General features: G+C 48.4%; 13 protein-coding genes. 6 read left to right on the top strand and 7 right to left on the bottom strand.

Annotated elements, in window-relative coordinates; translation table 11 throughout:
• Positions 1-40: 40 nt before the first annotated feature.
• The 3 genes from ACXAFQ_RS02525 to ACXAFQ_RS02515 all read left to right on the top strand — a co-directional run bounded on the left by ACXAFQ_RS02525 (position 41) and on the right by ACXAFQ_RS02515 (position 6088).
• Positions 41-1801 (top strand): ABC transporter transmembrane domain-containing protein, encoded by a 1761-nt coding sequence (locus ACXAFQ_RS02525; protein ID WP_474818007.1) that lies wholly within the window; start codon positions 41-43, stop codon positions 1799-1801.
• 125 nt (positions 1802-1926) lie between these two features.
• Positions 1927-2982, top strand: a complete 1056-nt coding sequence (locus ACXAFQ_RS02520) for an efflux RND transporter periplasmic adaptor subunit (RefSeq protein WP_474818006.1) — start codon at positions 1927-1929, stop codon at positions 2980-2982.
• On the top strand, positions 2975-6088 hold the full coding sequence (locus ACXAFQ_RS02515) for an efflux RND transporter permease subunit (protein ID WP_474818005.1): 3114 nt from the start codon (positions 2975-2977) through the stop codon (positions 6086-6088). The genes ACXAFQ_RS02520 and ACXAFQ_RS02515 overlap by 8 nt, the downstream gene beginning before the upstream one ends.
• Positions 6089-6224: 136 nt before the next feature.
• Here ACXAFQ_RS02515 and ACXAFQ_RS02510 read toward each other — a convergent pair whose 3' ends face one another.
• The 5 genes from ACXAFQ_RS02510 to ffh form a co-directional block, all read right to left on the bottom strand.
• Complete coding sequence (locus ACXAFQ_RS02510; protein WP_070126908.1) at positions 6225-6632, bottom strand: hypothetical protein; 408 nt, start codon at positions 6630-6632, stop codon at positions 6225-6227.
• 219 nt (positions 6633-6851) lie between these two features.
• Complete coding sequence (locus ACXAFQ_RS02505) at positions 6852-8072, bottom strand: phosphoenolpyruvate carboxylase (protein WP_070126909.1); 1221 nt, start codon at positions 8070-8072, stop codon at positions 6852-6854.
• Positions 8069-8704, bottom strand: a complete 636-nt coding sequence (locus tag ACXAFQ_RS02500; protein ID WP_474818004.1) for a condensin complex protein MksE — start codon at positions 8702-8704, stop codon at positions 8069-8071. Before ACXAFQ_RS02500 ends, ACXAFQ_RS02505 begins: the two co-directional genes overlap by 4 nt.
• Positions 8701-12381: an ATP-binding protein gene (locus ACXAFQ_RS02495; RefSeq protein ID WP_474818003.1), complete on the bottom strand. Its 3681-nt coding sequence runs from the start codon at positions 12379-12381 to the stop codon at positions 8701-8703. Before ACXAFQ_RS02495 ends, ACXAFQ_RS02500 begins: the two co-directional genes overlap by 4 nt.
• A gap of 115 nt (positions 12382-12496) precedes the next feature.
• Positions 12497-13882: a signal recognition particle protein gene (ffh, locus tag ACXAFQ_RS02490; RefSeq protein WP_070126912.1), complete on the bottom strand. Its 1386-nt coding sequence runs from the start codon at positions 13880-13882 to the stop codon at positions 12497-12499.
• Between the two features lie 323 nt (positions 13883-14205).
• On the opposite strand from ffh, the gene ACXAFQ_RS02485 reads away from it, so the two are divergent.
• Positions 14206-14997 (top strand): cytochrome C assembly family protein, encoded by a 792-nt coding sequence (locus ACXAFQ_RS02485; protein WP_474818002.1) that lies wholly within the window; start codon positions 14206-14208, stop codon positions 14995-14997.
• 147 nt (positions 14998-15144) lie between these two features.
• A complete protein-coding gene (locus tag ACXAFQ_RS02480; RefSeq protein WP_474818001.1) occupies positions 15145-16440 on the top strand; it encodes an HlyC/CorC family transporter in 1296 nt (431 codons plus the stop codon).
• Here ACXAFQ_RS02480 and ACXAFQ_RS02475 read toward each other — a convergent pair.
• Both ACXAFQ_RS02475 and sixA read right to left on the bottom strand, forming a co-directional pair.
• Positions 16437-16622: a hypothetical protein gene (locus ACXAFQ_RS02475; protein WP_474818000.1), complete on the bottom strand. Its 186-nt coding sequence runs from the start codon at positions 16620-16622 to the stop codon at positions 16437-16439. The two genes, ACXAFQ_RS02480 and ACXAFQ_RS02475, sit on opposite strands and share 4 nt — an antisense overlap.
• A 117-nt stretch (positions 16623-16739) precedes the next feature.
• Positions 16740-17252, bottom strand: a complete 513-nt coding sequence (sixA, locus tag ACXAFQ_RS02470; protein ID WP_474817999.1) for a phosphohistidine phosphatase SixA — start codon at positions 17250-17252, stop codon at positions 16740-16742.
• Positions 17253-17491: 239 nt separating this feature from the next.
• Between sixA and ACXAFQ_RS02465 the strand changes: the two genes are divergently transcribed.
• The gene (locus ACXAFQ_RS02465) at positions 17492-20179 is read left to right on the top strand and encodes an insulinase family protein (RefSeq protein WP_474817998.1); all 2688 of its coding nucleotides are present in this window, start codon (positions 17492-17494) and stop codon (positions 20177-20179) included.
• Positions 20180-20277 lie beyond the last annotated feature (98 nt).

Below are 20277 nucleotides of genomic sequence, written 5' to 3'. Positions count from 1 at the left end.
TAAACTCGGTTATTAAGATGCTAAGCTATTCAGGAAAGGTATGTCCGACTCGCCAACTCACTCCACTGTCACCACCACACAGGTACTCGCCTGGATTTCCTCGTTGCTGGCACATTACCGGCTGAAAGTGGCGGGAGCGATAGTCGCGCTTCTTGTTGCCGCGGGCGCGTGGCTACTTTTGGGGCAAGGCATTAAGTTAGCTGTCGACCAGGGCTTTCTAAACGATAATGCCGATATGCTGAACAAAGCAGTTTTGGGCGTGCTGGTAATAACAGCCGTGGCTAGTCTCGCCACCTATGTGCGATTTTACCTCATGACCTGGCTAGGCGAGCGCATCAGTGCAGACATCCGCATGTCGGTATTTTCGCATTTACTCACACTTCCCCCTTCTTTCTTTGCACAACTTCGTACTGGAGAGGTGATTTCACGCTTCACCAGCGATACCACTATTGTGCAAACGGTGGTGGGTATGAGTTTGTCTATGGCTATTCGCTCTACCATCACCTTTATCGGTTCGCTGGTGTTAATGACTATCACCAGCCCTATCCTTACGCTTTGTGTGCTGTTAGCCGTGCCTGCGGTGTTGGTCCCTATTCGCCTACTTGCGCCACAGGTAAGAAAATACGCAAGATTGAGTCAAGACCGTGTTGCCGATTTAGGGGCACATATCGACCAAAGCCTGCACGAAATTATGACCGTTCAGGCTTTCAACGCTGAGCGCCTCGAAGCCCGCCAGTTTAACGCCAGTGTGGATGCCGTTATGACAACGGCCCAACGCCGTATTCATTACCGTTCACTGCTCATTGGTCTTATTATGCTGCTGAGCTTAAGCGCCATTGTGTTGATTGCCTGGTTCGGTGCCCGACAAGTTTTTTCTGGCGACATGTCTGCCGGCGAACTGTCTGCATTTTTATTTTATGCGGTCATGGCAGGAGGCAGTGTAGCCACAGTGAGTGAGGTGATTGGTGAAGTGCAGCGCGGTGTTGGTGCAAGCGAACGCTTGCTGGAACTATTGGCCACAGAGCCCGCCATTCATTCCGGTGAAACGGATTTTAACAACGGCAACACCACGCCTCCGGCCATTAGCTTCAACAATGTCACATTCCAATATCCCGGCAGCTCGTGCCTGTTCAACAAACTGAACCTGGATGTAAACCCTGGTGAAAAAGTGGCCTTGGTCGGGGCAAGCGGTGCAGGTAAAACAACGCTGTTTCAATTGCTACTGCGTTTTTACGATGTTAAAGCCGGCTGCATTTGTCTTGACGCTGAGCCGGTAACCTCTTTGTCATTATCTTCACTGCGTAGTCAAATTGCCATGGTAAGCCAGGAACCGGTGGTGTTTGCTACTTCTGTCATTGAAAATATTCGCTATGGCAACCCGCTTGCCAGCGATGAACAAGTGAAAAAAGCGGCAAAAGCAGCATTTGCTCATGAGTTTATCGAAGAACTTGAAAATGGCTACCAAACCCAATTAGGCGAACGAGGCGTGCGCTTATCCGGTGGGCAGAAACAACGCATAGCTATCGCCCGCGCCTTACTAGCAGATCGTCCGGTGTTGCTGCTGGACGAGGCCACCAGCGCATTAGATGCCCGCAGTGAAAAAATGGTGCAAGAAGCTTTAAATAAGCTCATGGAAGGTCGTACCACTATCATCATCGCCCACCGTCTTGCCACCGTAAAACATGTGGATCGCATCATTGTGATGGACAAGGGACACGTTGTAAGCACGGGAAAACACGATGAACTGTTAGAAAACGATACGCTGTATCGAGAGTACGCTGAACTGCAATTGCTTAGCTAATGAGGGTGTGGTGCTATACGCCACTTAAAACCACAAAAAATTAACAATAGAAAGGTTTTGCCGTTGGGCCTGCCCGTTCGCCAGTGCTTTTCGGCTAAGCAAAGATTTTAATCACGGAACTATTAATGATCTCTCATTTACGAACAATGCTGTTTTTCGGCTTATCTCTTACACTGCTCGCCTTAAGCACCAGTGCAAAAGCGCAGTTCTTTGGCGACAGCCAGGCAAAACTGGTGGTGCTCGAAGAAATTAAATTTCAATATGCAAAACGCGATGTAGAAGCGGTGGGTACCGCAGAAGCTGTCCGTTCAGTTGTGTTATACCCTGCTGTAGCCGATGAAGTGACAGAAGTGAATTTTGTCCCTGGCCAATACGTAGAGGCAGGCCGGGTACTTGTTCGTTTAGATGACCGTCGTCAACGGGTGGCCGTGCGCCGCGCAGAATTGCAACTCCTAGATGCAGAACGTTCATTTCAACGCTTAAAGGAAAGCCGCGCGAAAGGCGCCATTCCGCAAAGTGAACTGGATCTGGCTGAAACCACTCGCGATCTTGCCAAAGTCACCCTTGATGAGGCCAAAGCGGATTTAGAAGACCGCGCCGTTGCTGCACCGTTCAGCGGTATTGTTGGTTTAACCGATGTTGAAGTTGGTGACCGTATTACCGCCACCACCGCTATCACCACTCTCGATGACAGAAGCAAATTATTTATCGATTTTCGTGCCCCTGAAGCGGCATTAACAGTGCTACTGAACGACCCGCAAGTTACTCTGCAACCGTGGTCAAGCCGTGATAAACAGTTGCCCGCTGAGATTGCCGAAGTGGATTCACGCATCAGCGAAACCGACCGCACACTGCGTGCAAAAGCCATGTTAGACAATAATGCAGATAACTTTCGCCCGGGAATGAGCTTCCGGGTAAATCTTGAAATTAATGGCAATGAATACGCAGCCGTACCCGAAGCGTCTCTACTGTGGGGCGCAACCGGAGCTTACGTATGGATTGCAGAAAATGGTAAAGCTAAGCGCATTGATGTCACTGTGCATCAACGCTTACGTGGCACCATTTTAGTGTCCGGCAACCTGTCTCCCGGTGACAAGCTGATTTCAGAAGGCATACAACGTCTTCGCGAAGGTCAGGAAATCACCACTGAACTGGCGCGCCGGAGCACCGACAATGGTTAAGCATTCCCTGCAAACCGGAGATTTACCCTCCGTATCCATTCGACGCCCGGTACTTATTGTTGTACTTAACTTACTCATCGTTATTGCGGGTTTCGCCGCGATAAATGGTCTTGAAGTTCGTGAACTTCCCGACGTTGATACCCCTCAGGTTACGGTTACCGCCGAATTTCCCGGAGCATCACCGGAAACGGTTGATGCCGAAGTAACAAGCCGACTGGAAGGCGCTGTTGCCCGGGTGAGTGGGGTAAAAAATATTTCCGCACAAAGTGAAGAAGGATCGGCTCGGGTAAGGGTTGAGTTTCGTCCTGGTGTTAATCTCGAAGATGCCGCCAACGAAACCCGGGAATCGGTTAGCCGCGTGCAGCGTCAACTTCCTGAAGACGTTGAACAAGTTTCAATTATTCGCGCCGACAGTGATGCCCAGGCGGTAGTTAGCTTGGCCATATCCAGCGAAACATTGGATATGGAAACGCTAACCGAGCGTGTAGACACAGACCTCGCGCCACTATTTCTAAGCATTCCTGGCGTAGCCGATGTGCAAATGAGCGGCGATCGTGAACGGGTGTTACGCGTGTCGGTGGACCCGCTACGTTTAACCAGTTTTAACTTGTCCATGACTGACGTAGCGAACGTACTGGCCCAAGCCCCATTTGACGTTCCCGCGGGCAGTATCCAATCGCAGGACCAATCATTAATCGTGCGCGCCGATGCCACCTCAATCAGTGCTGAAGATGTGTCTGATATCGTGATAAGCGGCGACATTCGCGTAGGTGATGTTGCAAACGTCTTTTTTGGCCCCGCTGACAGTACATCTATGGTACGACTAGACGGACGCCCGGTGATTGGCCTCGGTGTTATTCGTCAGGCGAGTTCTAATACCATCGAGATTTCCGATGAAGTCATGGCAATGGTTGAAGGCCTGAACAAGCGCTTCCCTGACATGGACATTGTAGTGACCAGTGATGACGCTGAGTTTATTCGTGATTCAGTAGGCGAAGTTATCGGCTCTTTAAGCGCCACTATCGTACTGGTTGTGGTGACCCTTCTTGTATTTATTGGCTCATGGCGAGCGACGATTGTTCCCGCTCTTTCCATTCCTGTATCGCTAGCAGGTGCACTGGGTGTGATTTGGATGTTGGGATTCTCTATCAACATTCTTACCCTGTTAGCGCTGGTATTAGCCACAGGGATGATTGTTGATGATGCGATCGTGGTATCGGAAAACATCCAACGACGTCGTGGCATGGGTCTGGGTGCTCGCGCGGCTGCGGTGATTGGTACCCGCGAGGTATTCTTTGCCGTTGTGGCGACAACCGCCGTACTTGCTTCCGTATTTATTCCTATTGCCTTTTTGCCCTCCACCGCCGGGCGCTTGTTCCGTGAGTTTGGTGGTGTATTGGCAGGTGCGGTGATCATTTCTTCGTTCGTTGCCCTGTCACTGGTTCCCGCATTAACTGCCCGTCTGCCAGTGAAAGCAGCAAAAGAGAAAAGCTTGTTCTCTTCAACCTTGGGCCGTTTTGGTAATGTCTGTTTACGTGGCTATCAGCGGTCCCTGGTGTGGTCGCTGAAATATGCCTGGCTGATTGTGGTACTCAGTATCGTTGCCGCTGCTGGGGCTTGGTTTACGGCCAAGAATATCAACAATGAGTTATTACCCAGTGAAGACCGCGGTACTATTCGTATTTTCGCCCGTGGACCTGACGGCGCTGGCATGAACTTCATGGATCGCCAGGCGTATAAAATGGAAGAAATGCTGATGCCCTACGTGGAAAACGGCACCGTTGATTCTGTTTATACCGTTGTCGGTTCCTGGGACCCAAACATCGTATTTATTACCGTGCCGCTAAAACACTGGGACGAGCGTGATAAATCGCTGCAAGACATCGTCGAAGAAATTCGTCCGGGCCTGCAAGCTATTCCGGGTGCACCAGGTAATGCGTTTGGTGGTAACAGCTTGAATCTTCGCGGCCAGAGTGGCGGCATGGAACTGGCGCTAACCGGCAATAGCTACGAAGGCATCTACGATGCAGCGGTAGACTTTGCCGCAGCTATCGAAGAAAACATTCCACAGCTTGGTTCGCCTCGCGTCAGCTATGAACCTACACAGCCACAATTACGTGTGAATATCGACCGTCGCCGTGCCGAGGAATTGGGTGTGCCGCTAAGCGATATTGCTGCCACCTTACGTGCGGCAGTAAATGGTGATGACATTGCCGATTTGAACGTGGGCGATCAGGCCATTCCCATTATGCTCGAATCCAGTAAGCGCAATACTACCAACCCGTCTGATTTGACCAACCTGTACGTGAAATCCACAACCGGTTCGTTGATCCCGCTGTCTAGCGTGGCTTACATTACAGAAGAAGGTGTAGCCGCTGAGTTGGAACGCCAGGCCCAGCGCAGAGCCATCAACTTATCGATGGATTTACCGGATGATTTCACCATTAACGAAGCTGTAGAACGTTTACGTGCATTGGGTAACGACACCTTGCCCGATGGTATCGGCCTGGTATTCTTAGGTGAGGCACAAACATTTGAAGAAACCTCACAGCAGGTCGCGCTTACCTACATTCTCGCCTTTATCATTGTATTGCTGGTCCTTGCGGCTCAGTTTGAAAGTGTTAACAGCGCCATCGTGGTGATGCTTACAGTACCGTTTGGTATTGCGGCTGCAATTTATGCCCTGTACCTCACCAATACGTCCATTAATGTGTACTCGCAAATCGGGCTGGTGATGCTAATCGGTCTGTTAGCGAAGAACGCTATTTTGCTGATCGAATTTGCCGACCAGCTTCGCGATCAAGGACACTCTGTTTATGATGCCATTGTAGAAGCCGGTAAAGTGCGTCTGCGCCCTATCATGATGACGCTGGTATCTACCATCCTCGGTGGTCTGCCGCTCATCCTGTCGTCGGGTGCTGGTGCGGAATCCCGCAACGCCATTGGCTGGGTTGTGTTTGGTGGCTTGGGTATTGCGGTTGTGTTTACCCTGTATCTCACGCCGGTGCTGTATCTTGCCCTCGCCCGCTTCACCAAGCCTCGGGCTGATGAAACACAGCGACTTGAGAAAGAGTTGACCGATGCCGATGAGCAGCAAATTGCTTAAGCGTCAGCAAAGTTAAAAACACAAACGGGACCTGCATGGTCCCGTTTTCATATGCAGTGTATTCATCCTTTTCGATAAGAAGTGGGCACAAAAAAACCGTCGGCAGACGGTTTTTCTAAGCCTGATTTACAGCATGCTAATTCAGTGGCGTTGCCGTGTTTGGCTGACTGCCATTCACCAATGCTTTAGCAAGCACTTTATGGGTAAGCAAAGAAAGTAACTCGGTTTCTTCTTCACTACGCTCACCGTCGATACCAGTGATGGCCATGGCTACTTCCAGCGCCTTGTCAGCATCGAAAATCAAATCATTCTGCAACGTTCGTAGATACCGTAGTTGCTCTCCGGCATCGATAACCTGACGTGTTTGATAGATTGCATCGGTGAAAAAAGCTTCCCGACAGATAGGACTCTGCCAATCGAGTTTGTCGATAACATCTTCCAGATAATCCTGTTCCGAAAGCGTTACTTTACCGTCAACCTGATACAACAGAACTGATAAACGGATTAAAGCCTGGTTAAAGGCCTGTTCATGGGACAACTGCATATTACTCTCCGTTGTGTGCCATATATTCTAATTCGATGGAACTGCCATCGGTCGGCGGATCACTTTGCTTCCTCAAAGTGACAAGCATATTACGCACTGACATAGAACAAAGTTCATAATGTTACACAATTGTTAATTATATTTACTTTGCAGCAAATTGCACCCTTTGTTTAGATCAGTTTTGATCTGAATCATGGGGGTTTGTGCCAATATGGAATATCAGCGCAAACCCAGTGTGACGTCGTTAATATAGAAATTGCCGGTAAAAGTTTTATCAGGCTGCCCAGCGGCATCTAAGGCGAAAAATTGTTTGTCATTTTCGTCAAGGGACTGGTAACCACCAATCACTTGATAAATCCACACCTCTTGATCGAAGTCCAGTGCATGTTCGGCAAAGTATTCCAGCGCCGACTTAGGTTGCCCTGAATCGATGACATCACAAAAATAGTCATCAACAGCCTGGTGAATGGGATCTTTCTCTAACGATACACTGCCCTGTTCCGCTACCTCAATTTCTTGCGCGGCTTTGTGGCTTTCCTCATCAGGCTTGCGACGATGAATATCAGTCAAATTACTGACAATCATCTGATAATCAGCCTCATGTTCAACCTGATTCACGTCGGCTGCCGCCGGTGCCAGCAGACTGGCAGACTGATTAAACAATACCGGCACCTGACTCAGCGCCGGGTAATTTCCCGGTGTAAAATCAGGTTGTTGTTCCATATGCAGCAGGAAGCCTTTAAGAAGGCGGGTACGCCCCTGAAATTCACGAAAGCGTCCGAGTAAATCAAGCAAACGCGCCTGTACTACCGACAGCTCCTGCGCTGCCTTAGAGAAGCTTTGCTGTAGCGCTACCACCAACAAATGGCGCAATTCACGGTTGCTGCCTGCCAGCTCGCTGAGCTCGTCAAAATGGAAGCTTTCAAGCTGTTGCAGCAAGTCACTTACCTGGCCCTGGGCCAATTCGTTTTCACGGATCTTGGCTTCCACCGAACTCACATAACCGAATTCGTTATTAATGCGACCAAACAGCACGCGCACGCTGTTCGTAAGCGATTCCGTCAGCTGGTAAACATGCTCAGTAAGATCGCCCATGTGCGCATGGGCTTCATTAAAGCGATTATGGTGAAGTGACTCTTTGTAATGCTCGGCCAGCGTGCGCAGGCTCGCCAATGACGCCGTGATATTGGTGTTTATGGTACGGCTGCGATCATCCTGCAAACTGCCTTCTAACAGTGCGCGCACCGCATTTTTCAAACGCAATGGGCTTTGCGGATCGGGGCGCCAAAGCACGCCGAGTTGCACCAATTGCTCCAACACCTTACGGCTGTGGTCAGCCTCTTTTACCGAGCCATTTACATAAGCTTGCATTATAAGCTCGCTATGACGGCCAAGCGCATTTAACAGGCGGTTACCCGCCTGAATTAACACCTGACTCATAACAGACTACCCTGCTGTACCGCCGCTTCGGCCTGTGCCGATAACGACAAGCTTTCTGTCTCGTCGATGAATTTAATCATCTCGTATAAGTGTTCTACCTTTCCGGTCACCAGATAAATCTGTTTCTCAGAGTTTGGTTTGACGAGATAGCCCATGTCGGTAAGACGTTTGAAAACCTGCTTCAACTGACCATCTAAATTCATGCTGGTAGAGTTGAAAATACGATAGCGGGAAATTTTCTCCAGCTGCTCAGCGTAGGCTGGCGTATCTTCAATCACGCTTTGCAACTCGTTTAAGCGCAAGGCGTTACCCATGGTTACCGGCATATCCGATTCACTCGCCTGTTGCACCAATAACAGCCACTCTACCAGAGGCACCAAGCTAGATGCTGTTTCCTGAAACTGTTGCGTTAGGACTTTGCGCTCGTCGTCCCCCAGTGTAAGGTATGCGGCAAAAAACACATCCCCTTCAGCGGTAGACGCCAGCGTACGATTGAGCACGTTCAGGTGCGGCTCCAGCTTTGCGGCATTGTCTCGGCTTTTCAGAAACCGCCAACCTTCTTCGTCACTAACCTGACAAACAAACTGACCACTTAACAGCAGACTTAAAATACGACCTTGTTCTGACATCATGCTGAAGCCTCCTGTTCACGACGGGCTTTGATTCGTTCGGCAATGGCGCTGGCTTTAGGCTCTACCACCTGCAATTGACGGCTCACCTTATCGATAAGATAACGGTTGTCGAACAGCGTCAGCACGTCTGATTCCGGGTTAGGGAAAGCCCCTACCACACAGATATTATTGTTCTGACAGGCATCAAAAATTTTCTTCACGTTACTCTGGTGAAGCGTACCTAATTCATCAATAGGCCAATGGATGGTGGCATCAGCTTCACCACGAAGCAGTCGGGTGAATGCCAGCAAGAATTTACACAGAATAAGGTATGCCATACCGTGACTCGACGACTCGTTAAGCTGTCTGTCAGTGCGTATTACCAGGTCGCTGTTGCCTTCCCGCAAATGCAATTCAATATCCAGCAATTTGCTGATACCGCCAGTGAGTGCGGCGCGCCCAAGAATATCCAACACCCGGCGCATGCTTTGGCCGTATTCTTCATCCGGCAGCTGATTAGCGCCCTCCGCCATCCACGCATCGTAAAGACTGCGGAACTGTTCCAACTCAGGCCAAAATTCCAGCTCGCTGATCCGCGAACGGATTTTCACTGCGGAATCTGACACGCCATCAAGGAAGAGTTCACCGTCTACCTCTTTAGTAATGCGGCGGCTCTGACTGACAATACGTTTGTCGATATCGGCCAATACGAAGTAGTACTGGCTCAGGTCGGCCCCAAAGATCCTGCCTTGCTCTTTCAGGCCCTGCAGTTTCTGCGGCACAATCACATTTAAGAGCTGGGCAAGGTGGGTAACCATACGACGATGATCAATACTCTTCACACCTTGCGCGTTCATCACCGCGCATTCTTCACGAGCACGTTCCCAGGTATCAGACAGACCCGTACCGGCCTGGGCAGCAATCAGCTGATCGAACCGTTCAACATACGCCTTTACATCAGACAGTAAGGTTTCACGCTCCTGCAACGCGCTTTGTACCAGCGACAGGCGTTGGTTAATGGAGAGCTCGTCCTGACGCTGTTCATCGTCGCTTTGAACACTAGGTAGGGCGATTTTTGCCAGCGAACGAGAGAAGTTCACCACTTGCTCATGCTGCTCTGATACTGTTTTAACAGAAGTTTCCAACTGAGCATGTTGGTCTTTCAGCTGCTCGCGAGTTTCACGATACACGGTTTGCTTCTGCGCCAGTTCACGTTCAGATTCCGCCAGCGATTTACGGGCTTTCGCCAGGCTGTTCTGCCACGCCACTTTATGACCGTTGAATACGGTCTGATACCAGCGCTCGTAATCTGCCACCTTATGGCGGTGGGTTTCCGTTCTATAAATGTCTTCTTTGAGTTTCTTCGTGCGCTTCTTCAGTTCGCCGATTTCATCCACATCAACGCCGCGATTATTCAATTCGTTCTCAAGCCACTGCTCGGTGTCACGCTTATCTTTTGCGGCGTTATCCCGGGCCTTGCGCATGTCGCTGTCGAGTTGACTAATTCGGGCGTCGGTATCAGCAATCAGTTGTTGCCAGTGGAAGCTATGCTCGGTTTCCGTTTCCCGCTGTTGATCTTTAATTTCATCGCGGTCGAGCTCGAACTGTGCCACTAGATGCTTTCTGGCTTGTACATTCTCTTCCAGCTTGCTGCGGGCTTTTTGTTTACGTACCGACAATGCCTGCTGGTATTCACTCAGCACCGAATCACGATCTTGCTGTGCCCGTTTACGGGTTGCTTCTGCACTGCGAACCGCATTATCACGTTGGGTCATGGCAAGCTCGGCGTTTCGCACTGCTTCATTGGCTTGTGCTAATGCCGACTCGCATTCATTTTGTGATGCCAGCGCCAGTTCAAGGGCTTCTTCTGCCGCGTTCAAACGGGCTTTGAGTTCTTGTTCGGTATTGGCGTATTCGGGTGTATCTAAGGTTTCCAGTGCCAACTTGATGCCGAAAAGGCTATCGCCTTCGGCTAATTGCGGTGCCAGATCTTTGCGCTCTAGCAATTCCGGGCGAATGATTTTGCCCAGGGAATGTTCCCAGTCATCCAGGTTGCCTCGAAGGAATTCCAGTAGCGAACCTTCGCCGGGGTAAAGCAAATGATTGATGCTTTCAACCAGCTTTTCTTGCTTCTGATGATGCTGACGAGCTTTATCCAGTGCCGCAGACGCCGTTTGACGGTGCTGAATCGCCTTACTGTGTGTTTGCTGAGCCTGACGATATTCACTGCGGGCAGCATCTTCGTTCACACTGGCTTCTTTAATTGCCGCATCGAGCAGATCTAACTGTGACTGTTCGAACTCGTTATAACCGGCGTTATTTAGCCCCGCTTTTAATTCCGCTTCGCTGACTTTTAAATCGCTCAACGCATTTTGATGTGCATGGTCCAGCGTTTGTAATTGCTGAGCAAAATCGTCACGGATAACCTGTAACGCATCCCGTTCTTTTTGCTGCAACTCACTGCGCTTATCAGCCGATTCCTGACGACTGGCAGACAGCTGTTCCAGGTTCATACTGAGCTTTTCACCCAGCTCAGCTATCCGGCGGTTAAACGTGGATTCAATATCCTGGTGCTTTTCGGTCAGCAGTGTGTAGCGGCTACTGGCCAGTTCAAGTTCGTTCTGCCACTGGCCAAGGTTGGCTACATCTTCCTTGAGCTGTTCGATATTTTGTTCTTGCCAGCTTTGGAATTCATCTTCCACCGCGTCGAGTTCTGCGGTGTACTTCTCCACGTCAGCACGGGCCGACGATACTGTCTGATTCAAAGAATCGCGGGTTTCTGCCCACTGATTATCATTCTGCTTACGCTGAAACTGATTCTCTTCCAGCTGACTTTTCGAGGTTTCCAGCGCCGCCGCCAGGTGACTCTTGTCGTTTTCGAAAACTTTTTTCAATCCGGCTAATTGTTTTTCGGTGGAGCCCAGCGCCATATCGGCCTGCTCCAATTTGGCAAACTCTGGACGAATGCGATCGAATTGCTTTATTAACTGACACTCACGCAACCAGTCATCCACACGATTGCGACTGAGGTTGGATGTGGGCGGTTGTACGCCGTCTTCTTCCAGAATGGCGGCAATCATGGCTTTGATGGTTTCCATCTTGCCTTCTTTGGAATGAACCGCTTTGGCCAGCTTTTCAATATGGCGAACATGAAGATTCGGCTGACACAAACTGAATATGCGGGCGTAACCGAGTAGTTCACGGGCGTTACTGCTCTGGTTAAGCACACCGTGATCGTTTTGCAGAATGGCACGGAAATCTTTGGTGGTAAGCAGGCTGGTTACCAGCACATTGTTTCGCTTTAAAGCACGGGCCAACTCGGCACTGCTGACGCTTGCCCGTTTGCCGTTTTTCTGTTCAATCAAATAATCATTGATATCGAAAGGCTTGCCGATGAACCGATAATTCACACCAGTGCCATTTGAACTCAACACAGCCTGACACAGATCGCCTTCTGCGCGGGTGTATTCGTAAATGATAAAACTGGAAGTGCGCGGTAAATACCAGCGCTCGAAACTGTCGCGGGTAGCAGGTACCACCCGGCTTGGATATTCACCGTAAAATACGGGGATCAGACGTTGTAAGGTGGTTTTACCCGAGGCATTGGTACCACAAATATTTGTGTGTCCGTCCGTTTTCAGTTCAACCACACCGGGTAAGTGTGTGTCGATGAGAATGATGCGTTTTAAACCGGCCATAAATTTCCTGTCTTGAACTCGGCATGAGAATTATTGTGCGTTGTAATGCCGAAAAAAGCTGCCTGAACAATTACATCCAAGGCAGCTTCTTCTGGTGTTGCGTAGCTAAAAAGGGTTACCGTGGCGGGAACATACCGCCACCACCGCCCATTCCACCTGGCGGCATCATACCTTTCATCTGGCGCATCATTTTCTTCATGCCGCCACCAGACATTTTCTTCATCATTTTCTGCATTTGCGTAAATTGCTTCAGCAGACGGTTCACATCCTGGATTTGGGTACCGGAACCGGCAGCAATACGGCGCTTACGCGAACCTTTAATCACATCAGGGCGGGCACGTTCAGCAGGTGTCATCGAATTAATGATGGCTTCCATTTGATTAAACTGCTTTTCATTTGCCTGATCTTTGATTTTGTCAGCCATGCCGCCCATGCCAGGCAGCTTGTCCATTAATCCCATCATGCCGCCCATGTTACGCATTTGCTCGAGCTGCTCTTTGAAGTCTTGCAAGTCGAAGCCCTTGCCTTTCTGAACTTTCTTCGCCAGTTTAGCGGCTTTGTCTTTATCGACTTTGCGCTCGACTTCTTCAATAAGGCTGAGTACGTCACCCATGCCCAGAATACGAGACGCAATACGCTCAGGGTGGAATGGCTCAAGGGCATCCACTTTTTCGCCCATACCAATAAACTTAATGGGTTTACCGGTAATTTGACGCACGGACAGTGCAGCACCACCACGGGCGTCACCATCCGCTTTGGTCAGAATGACACCCGTTAATGGCAGTGCATCATTGAATGCCTTTGCCGTGTTCGCCGCATCCTGACCCGTCATGGCATCAACCACGAACAGGGTTTCAACCGGCTTCACAGCCGCATGCAGCGCTTTAATTTCGTCCATCATGTCGGCATCGACGTGCAAACGACCGGCGGTATCCACTAACAGAACATCATAGAACTGCTTCTTGGCGGCGTCGATAGCTCCATTAACGATGTCGATAGGTTTTTGATCGGCCGTTGAAGGATGAAAACCCACACCCACATCGTCGGCCAGGGTTTCAAGCTGCTTAATCGCGGCGGGGCGATATACGTCGGCACTCACCACCAGCACTTTTTTCTTTTCGCGTTCAGTGAGGTATTTGGCTAACTTACCCACGCTGGTTGTTTTACCCGCACCTTGAAGGCCGGCCATCAGTACCACAGCAGGAGGTTGAGCAGAAAGGTTTAGCTTTTCATTTGCTTCACCCATTACCGCTTCAAGTTCAGACTGAACAATTTTAATAAATACCTGACCAGGCTTCAGCGCCTTGGTCACTTCCGTGCCAACCGCACGGGCTTTCACCTGAGCAACAAAGTCTTTAACGACAGGCAGCGCAACGTCTGCTTCCAGAAGTGCCATACGCACTTCCCTTAGCGTCTCTTTAATGTTGTCTTCGGTGAGTCTGCCGCGACCAGAAACGTTGCGTAACGTCTGGCCAAGGCGTTCAGATAAATTCTCAAACATAAGGCAGCTTCTTTAAATCGGATTATTCATTTTCACGGCATTATAGCGAAAAAGGCGTTCACAACGAACCATGAATACACTTTCTCTCTTTATATTGCCCTAAACTGTGTAAAAACAATGGTTCTGGTTGAATTCTCTGTGCAGTTGCAGTATCAATACAGGCAAAGATTCATGGACCGGTTATTTTTTATTTTCCGGAGAATAACGCCCTTCCTCCCAACACCGGTCATGCTAAAATAAAAAACGTTTCGCACAGTAGCGAACCGACAGCCAAAGGATATCGCGTCAGATTATTGCACGGCGAATCTTGCACAGGAATTGGGATGATCACCGTATTTGCCGTTACAGGCATTATTTTTTATCTTGCCGCAGCGTATCTGCTGATGGGAAAAATTGTTAATCAACAGTCGCCAAACAAAAAACTGGCGATTATTTTGTCGCTTGTCGGGGCTGCCGCACATATCGGTTATTTGTCTCAGGCCATCGTGATTGCGCCAGGGCAAAACATGAGTATTACCAACGTCCTCTCGTTGGTGTCCTGGTTAATTACCGCCTCCATGCTCATCAGCGCATCGGTGATGCCGAATATTATCCTGTTACCGGTTGTCTTCGGATTTTCAGCTCTTACTATTGCCGCAGCGGTTTTTGTGCCTGTTACACACATCATGCATATTCAGATGCAACCCGGCCTGGTTATTCATATTACGCTGTCGCTTTTCGCTTATGGCACGCTGGTTATCGCTTTTCTTTATGCGCTGCAAATGTCGTTTATTACCCACAAGCTAAAACAAAAAGGCGCGTCACTGCTTAACTCTCCATTACCGCCGTTAATGCTTGTCGAAGGCATGTTATTTAAACTGTTGCTCGTCGGCACGTTTTTGTTGGTACTGTCGCTCATTAGCGGATTCGTATTTCTCGATAACATGTTCAGTACGATGTACGCCCATAAAACCTTGCTGTCGCTCGTTGCCCTGGTGGTATATGCCTTTTTGCTCACCGGGCAGCGCATTTGGGGATGGCGAGGCAAACAGGTAATTGTACTTACCGTCGTTGGTTTGCTGTTGCTTACCCTCGCCTATTTCGGTAGTCGCTTCGTTCGGGAAGTACTACTTTAGACTAAAAATATCACTAATCAGTGGGCTGCTTCCGCCAAAATAGGTGAAAAGCGGCTACTGTATGCGTAGTTTCACAAACTTACACTTGAAACCCGTTGGCTGAATAACTAAATTGGACAGTCCACACAGGTAAAGGAACCCTTTTTTTTGGACGACATATCAACAAGCACGCTATTTATTGCACTTGGCGTACTGATACTTTTATCCGCCTATTTCTCTAGTTCTGAAACAGGCATGATGTCGATTAACCGCTATCGACTTAAACACCTACAAAATGAAGGTAACCGCGCCGCATTGCGTGTGCAGAAGTTACTCGAACGTCCTGATCGCCTAATAGGTCTTATCCTTATAGGCAACAACATGGTAAACATTGCTGCATCTGCCATTGCTACCATTTTATGTACGAGGTTGTTCGGCGATTATTGGGGCTTCATCGCTACCACATTTGGTCTTACCTTGGTGCTGCTTATATTTGCAGAAGTCACACCGAAAACACTGGCCGCGCTGTATCCGGAAAAAGTGGCGTTTCCTAGCTCGCTCATCTTATTACCACTGCTGTTTGTACTCTATCCGTTCGTGGCGATGATTAACTCCATCACCAACGGCATTTTGTTTTTATTACGCATCGACTCTAAGAACGGTAATGATGACTCGCTCAGCCGGGAAGAGTTGAGAACCGTAGTCTATGAAGCCGGGACGATGATCCCGAAAAAACACCAAGATATGCTGGTCGGCATTCTTGATCTGGAAAACGTGACCGCTGAAGACATCATGGTGCCGCGGGCTGAAATCGTCGCCATTGATATCAATGAAGACTGGAAGAAAATTCAGAAGCAACTTACCCACGCCCAGCACACGCGCGTTTTACTTTACCGTGACAGTATTGATGATGCGGTGGGCTTTGTTCACGCCCGTGACGCATTGCGTCTGTTATCGAAAGACCAGTTCACCAAATCCAGTCTGCTTCGTGCAGTACGGGAAATTTACTACACGCCTGAATCTACTCCACTGCATACTCTGATGTATAAGTTCCAGGCTGAAAAAGAGCGCATCGCTCTGGTGGTGGATGAATACGGTGACATCATGGGCCTGGTAACACTGGAAGATATTCTGGAAGAAATTGTCGGTGACTTCACCACTTCAATGGTGCCGGACCACAGCAAAGAAGCCAACGTTCAGCAAGATGGCAGTGTACTGGTTGATGGCAGTGCCAACGTCAGAGATCTAAACAAAGAAATGGACTGGAACTTACCGCTAGATGGGCCTAAAACCTTGAACGGTTTGATTCTGGAATATCTTGAGGAAATTCCTGAGCATCAAGTAAGTGTTCGCCTTGCGGGCTATCCAATGGAAATTGTCGATATAAAAGACAACATGATTAAAACAGTACGGGTATTACCGGAATACTTTGAAACACCCCGGGAAACGTCTTCAGAGAACTAAGACTCTTCACTGGCCCGCGCACGTCGGGCCAATACTTGCGCCTTAGCCGCAGCCACCTTTTCCGACAATGAACTCAACTTACCGAGAATATCCTTCAGTTCTTCATCGTTTTTAAGATCGGCCTCAGCCATATGACTCTCTAACGAACGCCTGAGCAAATCAGGGATGGATTTAGTTGTCATTCGAATTACTGCCCTGCGCAGTTGGTTACACTCTCACTACATAGTTTATCGGTTGAGAAATTAACTTCTTAAGAGGTTTTTCAATTTTTGCGGATAAAGATGGAGCAGGACAGACTACTAGCCTTGAAAATGCGCGACGAGTTCGCCTTTCTGTTTATGAATATTGTAGCGAACCACCGCGACAGATGCCGTTGCAAACAGGCTATGCGTTGGGATAGTACACACTTCATCCAGAAAATAACTCACAAACGGCATGTGGCTAACCAGTAACATACGGTTAATTTGATGACCACGGCCGGAATGCGCGTTGAGCAGCGTATCAACATAATCGTGGGCCATTGCTGGATTACCTTCAGGCACAATATCGTCGCAACTTTCCGACTTGCCGGCACTTAAATCAAGACTGAGCATGTCAAAAGTCTGACGGGCTCGACGATAAGGGCTAACCAATGCAAGATCTACCTGCCTGTCTTCACAGTATTTATCTATAAGCCAGTTAGCCGTTACAGAGACTTGTGCACGACCAAACTCGGTTAGCTGACGACTTTTGTCATCAACCCGCAATGATTCTGCCTCACCGTGGCGCATAATAAACAATAATGTGTCAGCGTTGGAATTTTGACGTGGCATAGTTTAATGAATATGATGAAGGACTACACTGTTACCATAGCAGACCCATATAGAGTAGCCTAGTATTAATAGTTACGACTTTAGGTGATATAAATATTTAAATCGTTCTGGAACCCAATTCCGACCTAAAGTTTCTTCAAAAAAATGCAGTAATAACAAACAATATTGAGAGCATTTTGACAACTACTTTAAATCTGGAAAACGCCTGTTTCCATACGCTTCCCAACGGGTTGCGCGTCATGATTTACCAACATGACCTTTCTCCTGCAACCTCTGTGTCGATGAGTGTACGAGCTGGACATTTTTATGACCCTCAAGAATGCGAAGGTTTATCACATCTACTAGAACATATGATGTTTCTGGGTAGTCGGCATTTACCAAAGGCAAACAGCATTAACGATATGGTTGAAAGTGCAGGCGGTGCCATTAATGCCTGGACGGGTACTGAGTTTGCTAACTATCACTTCCACTGTCGCAGTACAGAAATAAAGCGTATTCTTCCCGCATTCGGCGATATGATGCGCTTGCCCCTGCTCGATCCGGATACATTGAATAAAGAAATCAATGCCATTGAAGCCGAATTTCAATTTAAGATTAAAGACGACTTACGACGCCTTTATCAAATCCATAAAGAAACCGCGAATCCGTTACACCCGTTTAGTAAGTTCTCGGTTGGTAATGCAGACATTTTTCGCTCGCTACCTGAGTGCGAGCTGCACGCCGCTTTGCAGCAATATCACGCGAAGTATTATGTAGGCGCAAACATGTGCCTTGCTATTTTTACCAGTGAAAATGTTGACGACGTACTAGAGTTGGTTTCACAAAGCTTTGGCGCATTGAAGGCAGGCGAAGAAGCCAATACGGAATGGCCCGCCTTGTACACGCCTGAACAACTGGCGGTAGAAATCAATATTGTCCCGTTGCAAACGGCTCGCCGAATGATAGTCACCTTTGCTCTGCCCGGCCTGCATCAGGACTTTCGTACCAAACCATTAAATTACCTGAGCCACCTTATTGGAGATGAAGGCGAAGGCAGTTTGCTGGCTTACCTGAAAAATAAAAACTGGGTGACCAACCTTATTGCCGGCAGCGGTATTGAAGGTGAAGACTTTAAAGACTTCAATGTCAGCTTTCAGCTTACAGAGCAAGGTTTAGCCAACCGCGATCACATCCTTCAGGCGCTCTTCTCTTTTATTGCACTCATCAGCAACGCAATGGATGAAAAATGGCGCTACCAGGAAAAAGCACACTTGGGTGCGTTAGCTTATCAGTATGAAGACAATCCTAAACTACAGAATATCGTGTGTGATTATTCGCAACATTTATTCTCGTTTACCAGCGACGACATCAAACTTTTCAGAATTGTTATCGATAGCTTCGATAAAGACGTGCTTGAAAACGCATTAAGCTATTTCAGGCCCGATAACATTCGCGTAAAAATGATTGCACCAGAACTGGCCACAGATACTGTGTGCCGTTTTTATAACGCAAAGTATCAAATGCGCCCGCTTTCGCAAAGCTTGCTGTCTCAACTCTGCCAGCCTGAAATTATCCCTGAGCTTCAGCTTCCTCCTCCCAATCCGTATTTAGGTGACGATTACCACCTCACGATTCCTCAGGCTGAAAATCTCACGCCTCGGCTTATACTGGATAACGATTACACCAAACTTTGGTTTGCTCAGGACGACACCTTCCATAGCCCAAAAGGCGACTTGTATGTCTCCTTCGATACCCCGGCGTTTTCGGACGATTTACTGGCCGTTGCGGCAAAACGCATTTGGTTGGCCGCGCTCAACGACTTTTTACAAGCCAAGTATTATCGCGCTGAAATTGCGGGCCTTCATTATCGTATTTATGGGCATCAGGCTGGGTTCAGCTTACATACACGGGGTTTTTCTAATCATCAGCCCAAACTCGCGGGTCAGTTGCTGGAAACCATTTACGCATTTATCCCTGACCAACAGCATTTCGATCGTTTAAAAGCGATGCAAATACAGTCCCTCGAAAATGCGTTGATGAATAAGCCTACAAACAGGTTGTTTTCCCGCTTAAGTGTCATTGTGCAGAAAAACACACAAGCACCGGTAGACCTGCTCAAAGCGGTAAAAGAATGTACTTATCAACACATGCGTGAATGTTTAGATAACGCCCTTAAAGGCTATTACGTTGAATGTTTCATGCATGGCAATTGGTCTGAAGATGAAGCACAGAACTTTGCCGAGAAGTTACAACAACAATGTACAGATGCCAATGCCGGCCCCATGTCTAGAGCAGTAACCGCATTACCTGTAGGCGATGCGCTTTATCATGAAGTGACTTGTGAACATGAAGATGCGGCAGTTGTGTTGTATTTGCAGGCGCCTAGCAATAGCCTGATAGATACCGCCATGTGCATGGTGCTTGAACAGATGTTGGCCGCCCCCTTCTTTAATGTGCTTCGCACTGAAAAACAACTCGGTTATGTTGTGGGTACCGGCTATGTACCCCACAATCAGCATCCTGGAATGGCTTTTTACATTCAAAGCCCTTCCCATGCCCCCGAAGCGCTTTTAAAAGAAATGACTTCATTTCTGTTTGAACAGCTTAATGAAATCGATTTTTATCGTTTCTACTGGTCCACGATTCAAAAAAACCTGCTGAAGCAACTTGAGGAACGAGACCTGTCGTTGTCGATGAAGTCCCAGCGACTTTGGGTTTGTTTAGGCACGCAGGATTTAGCCTTCGACCGAAATGCAAAATTAGCCGACCTGATAAGCCGAACGTCTTTTCAGGACATTCAGGCTTATGCGAACAAAATAGCTGAGCGAAATGTATTCGGCGAACTGGTCTTGTTTGCTTCAGGTAAGTTTCCATCGATGGACGTATCTGACGACAAAAAATTGAAAGACCTGGCATCGTTCAAAAAAACAACACAGTATTTTCAATAAGTAAGGTAGAAAAACGCAATAAAGTATAATGTGAGCATTATTTAACCTCTACACCCGCCTAATCTGAAAAAAACTTGTAGATAATGGCGTATTTCGGC

The sequence above is a fragment of the Alteromonas sp. ABH2_165 genome, assembly GCF_056159945.1.
This window is presented reverse-complemented; position numbering and strand designations above follow the sequence as displayed.

Coding starts and splice junctions, on each gene's coding strand:
- ACXAFQ_RS02475 (WP_474818000.1), bottom strand. CDS start 16,622: ATGACAACTAAATCCATCCCTGATTTGCTCAGGCGTTCGTTAGAGAGT.
- ACXAFQ_RS02505 (WP_070126909.1), bottom strand. CDS start 8,072: ATGAGTCAGGTGTTAATTCAGGCGGGTAACCGCCTGTTAAATGCGCTT.
- ffh (WP_070126912.1), bottom strand. CDS start 13,882: ATGTTTGAGAATTTATCTGAACGCCTTGGCCAGACGTTACGCAACGTT.
- ACXAFQ_RS02515 (WP_474818005.1), top strand. CDS start 2,975: ATGGTTAAGCATTCCCTGCAAACCGGAGATTTACCCTCCGTATCCATT.
- sixA (WP_474817999.1), bottom strand. CDS start 17,252: ATGCCACGTCAAAATTCCAACGCTGACACATTATTGTTTATTATGCGC.
- ACXAFQ_RS02525 (WP_474818007.1), top strand. CDS start 41: ATGTCCGACTCGCCAACTCACTCCACTGTCACCACCACACAGGTACTC.
- ACXAFQ_RS02500 (WP_474818004.1), bottom strand. CDS start 8,704: ATGATGTCAGAACAAGGTCGTATTTTAAGTCTGCTGTTAAGTGGTCAG.
- ACXAFQ_RS02465 (WP_474817998.1), top strand. CDS start 17,492: ATGATTTACCAACATGACCTTTCTCCTGCAACCTCTGTGTCGATGAGT.
- ACXAFQ_RS02485 (WP_474818002.1), top strand. CDS start 14,206: ATGATCACCGTATTTGCCGTTACAGGCATTATTTTTTATCTTGCCGCA.
- ACXAFQ_RS02510 (WP_070126908.1), bottom strand. CDS start 6,632: ATGCAGTTGTCCCATGAACAGGCCTTTAACCAGGCTTTAATCCGTTTA.
- ACXAFQ_RS02520 (WP_474818006.1), top strand. CDS start 1,927: ATGATCTCTCATTTACGAACAATGCTGTTTTTCGGCTTATCTCTTACA.
- ACXAFQ_RS02495 (WP_474818003.1), bottom strand. CDS start 12,381: ATGGCCGGTTTAAAACGCATCATTCTCATCGACACACACTTACCCGGT.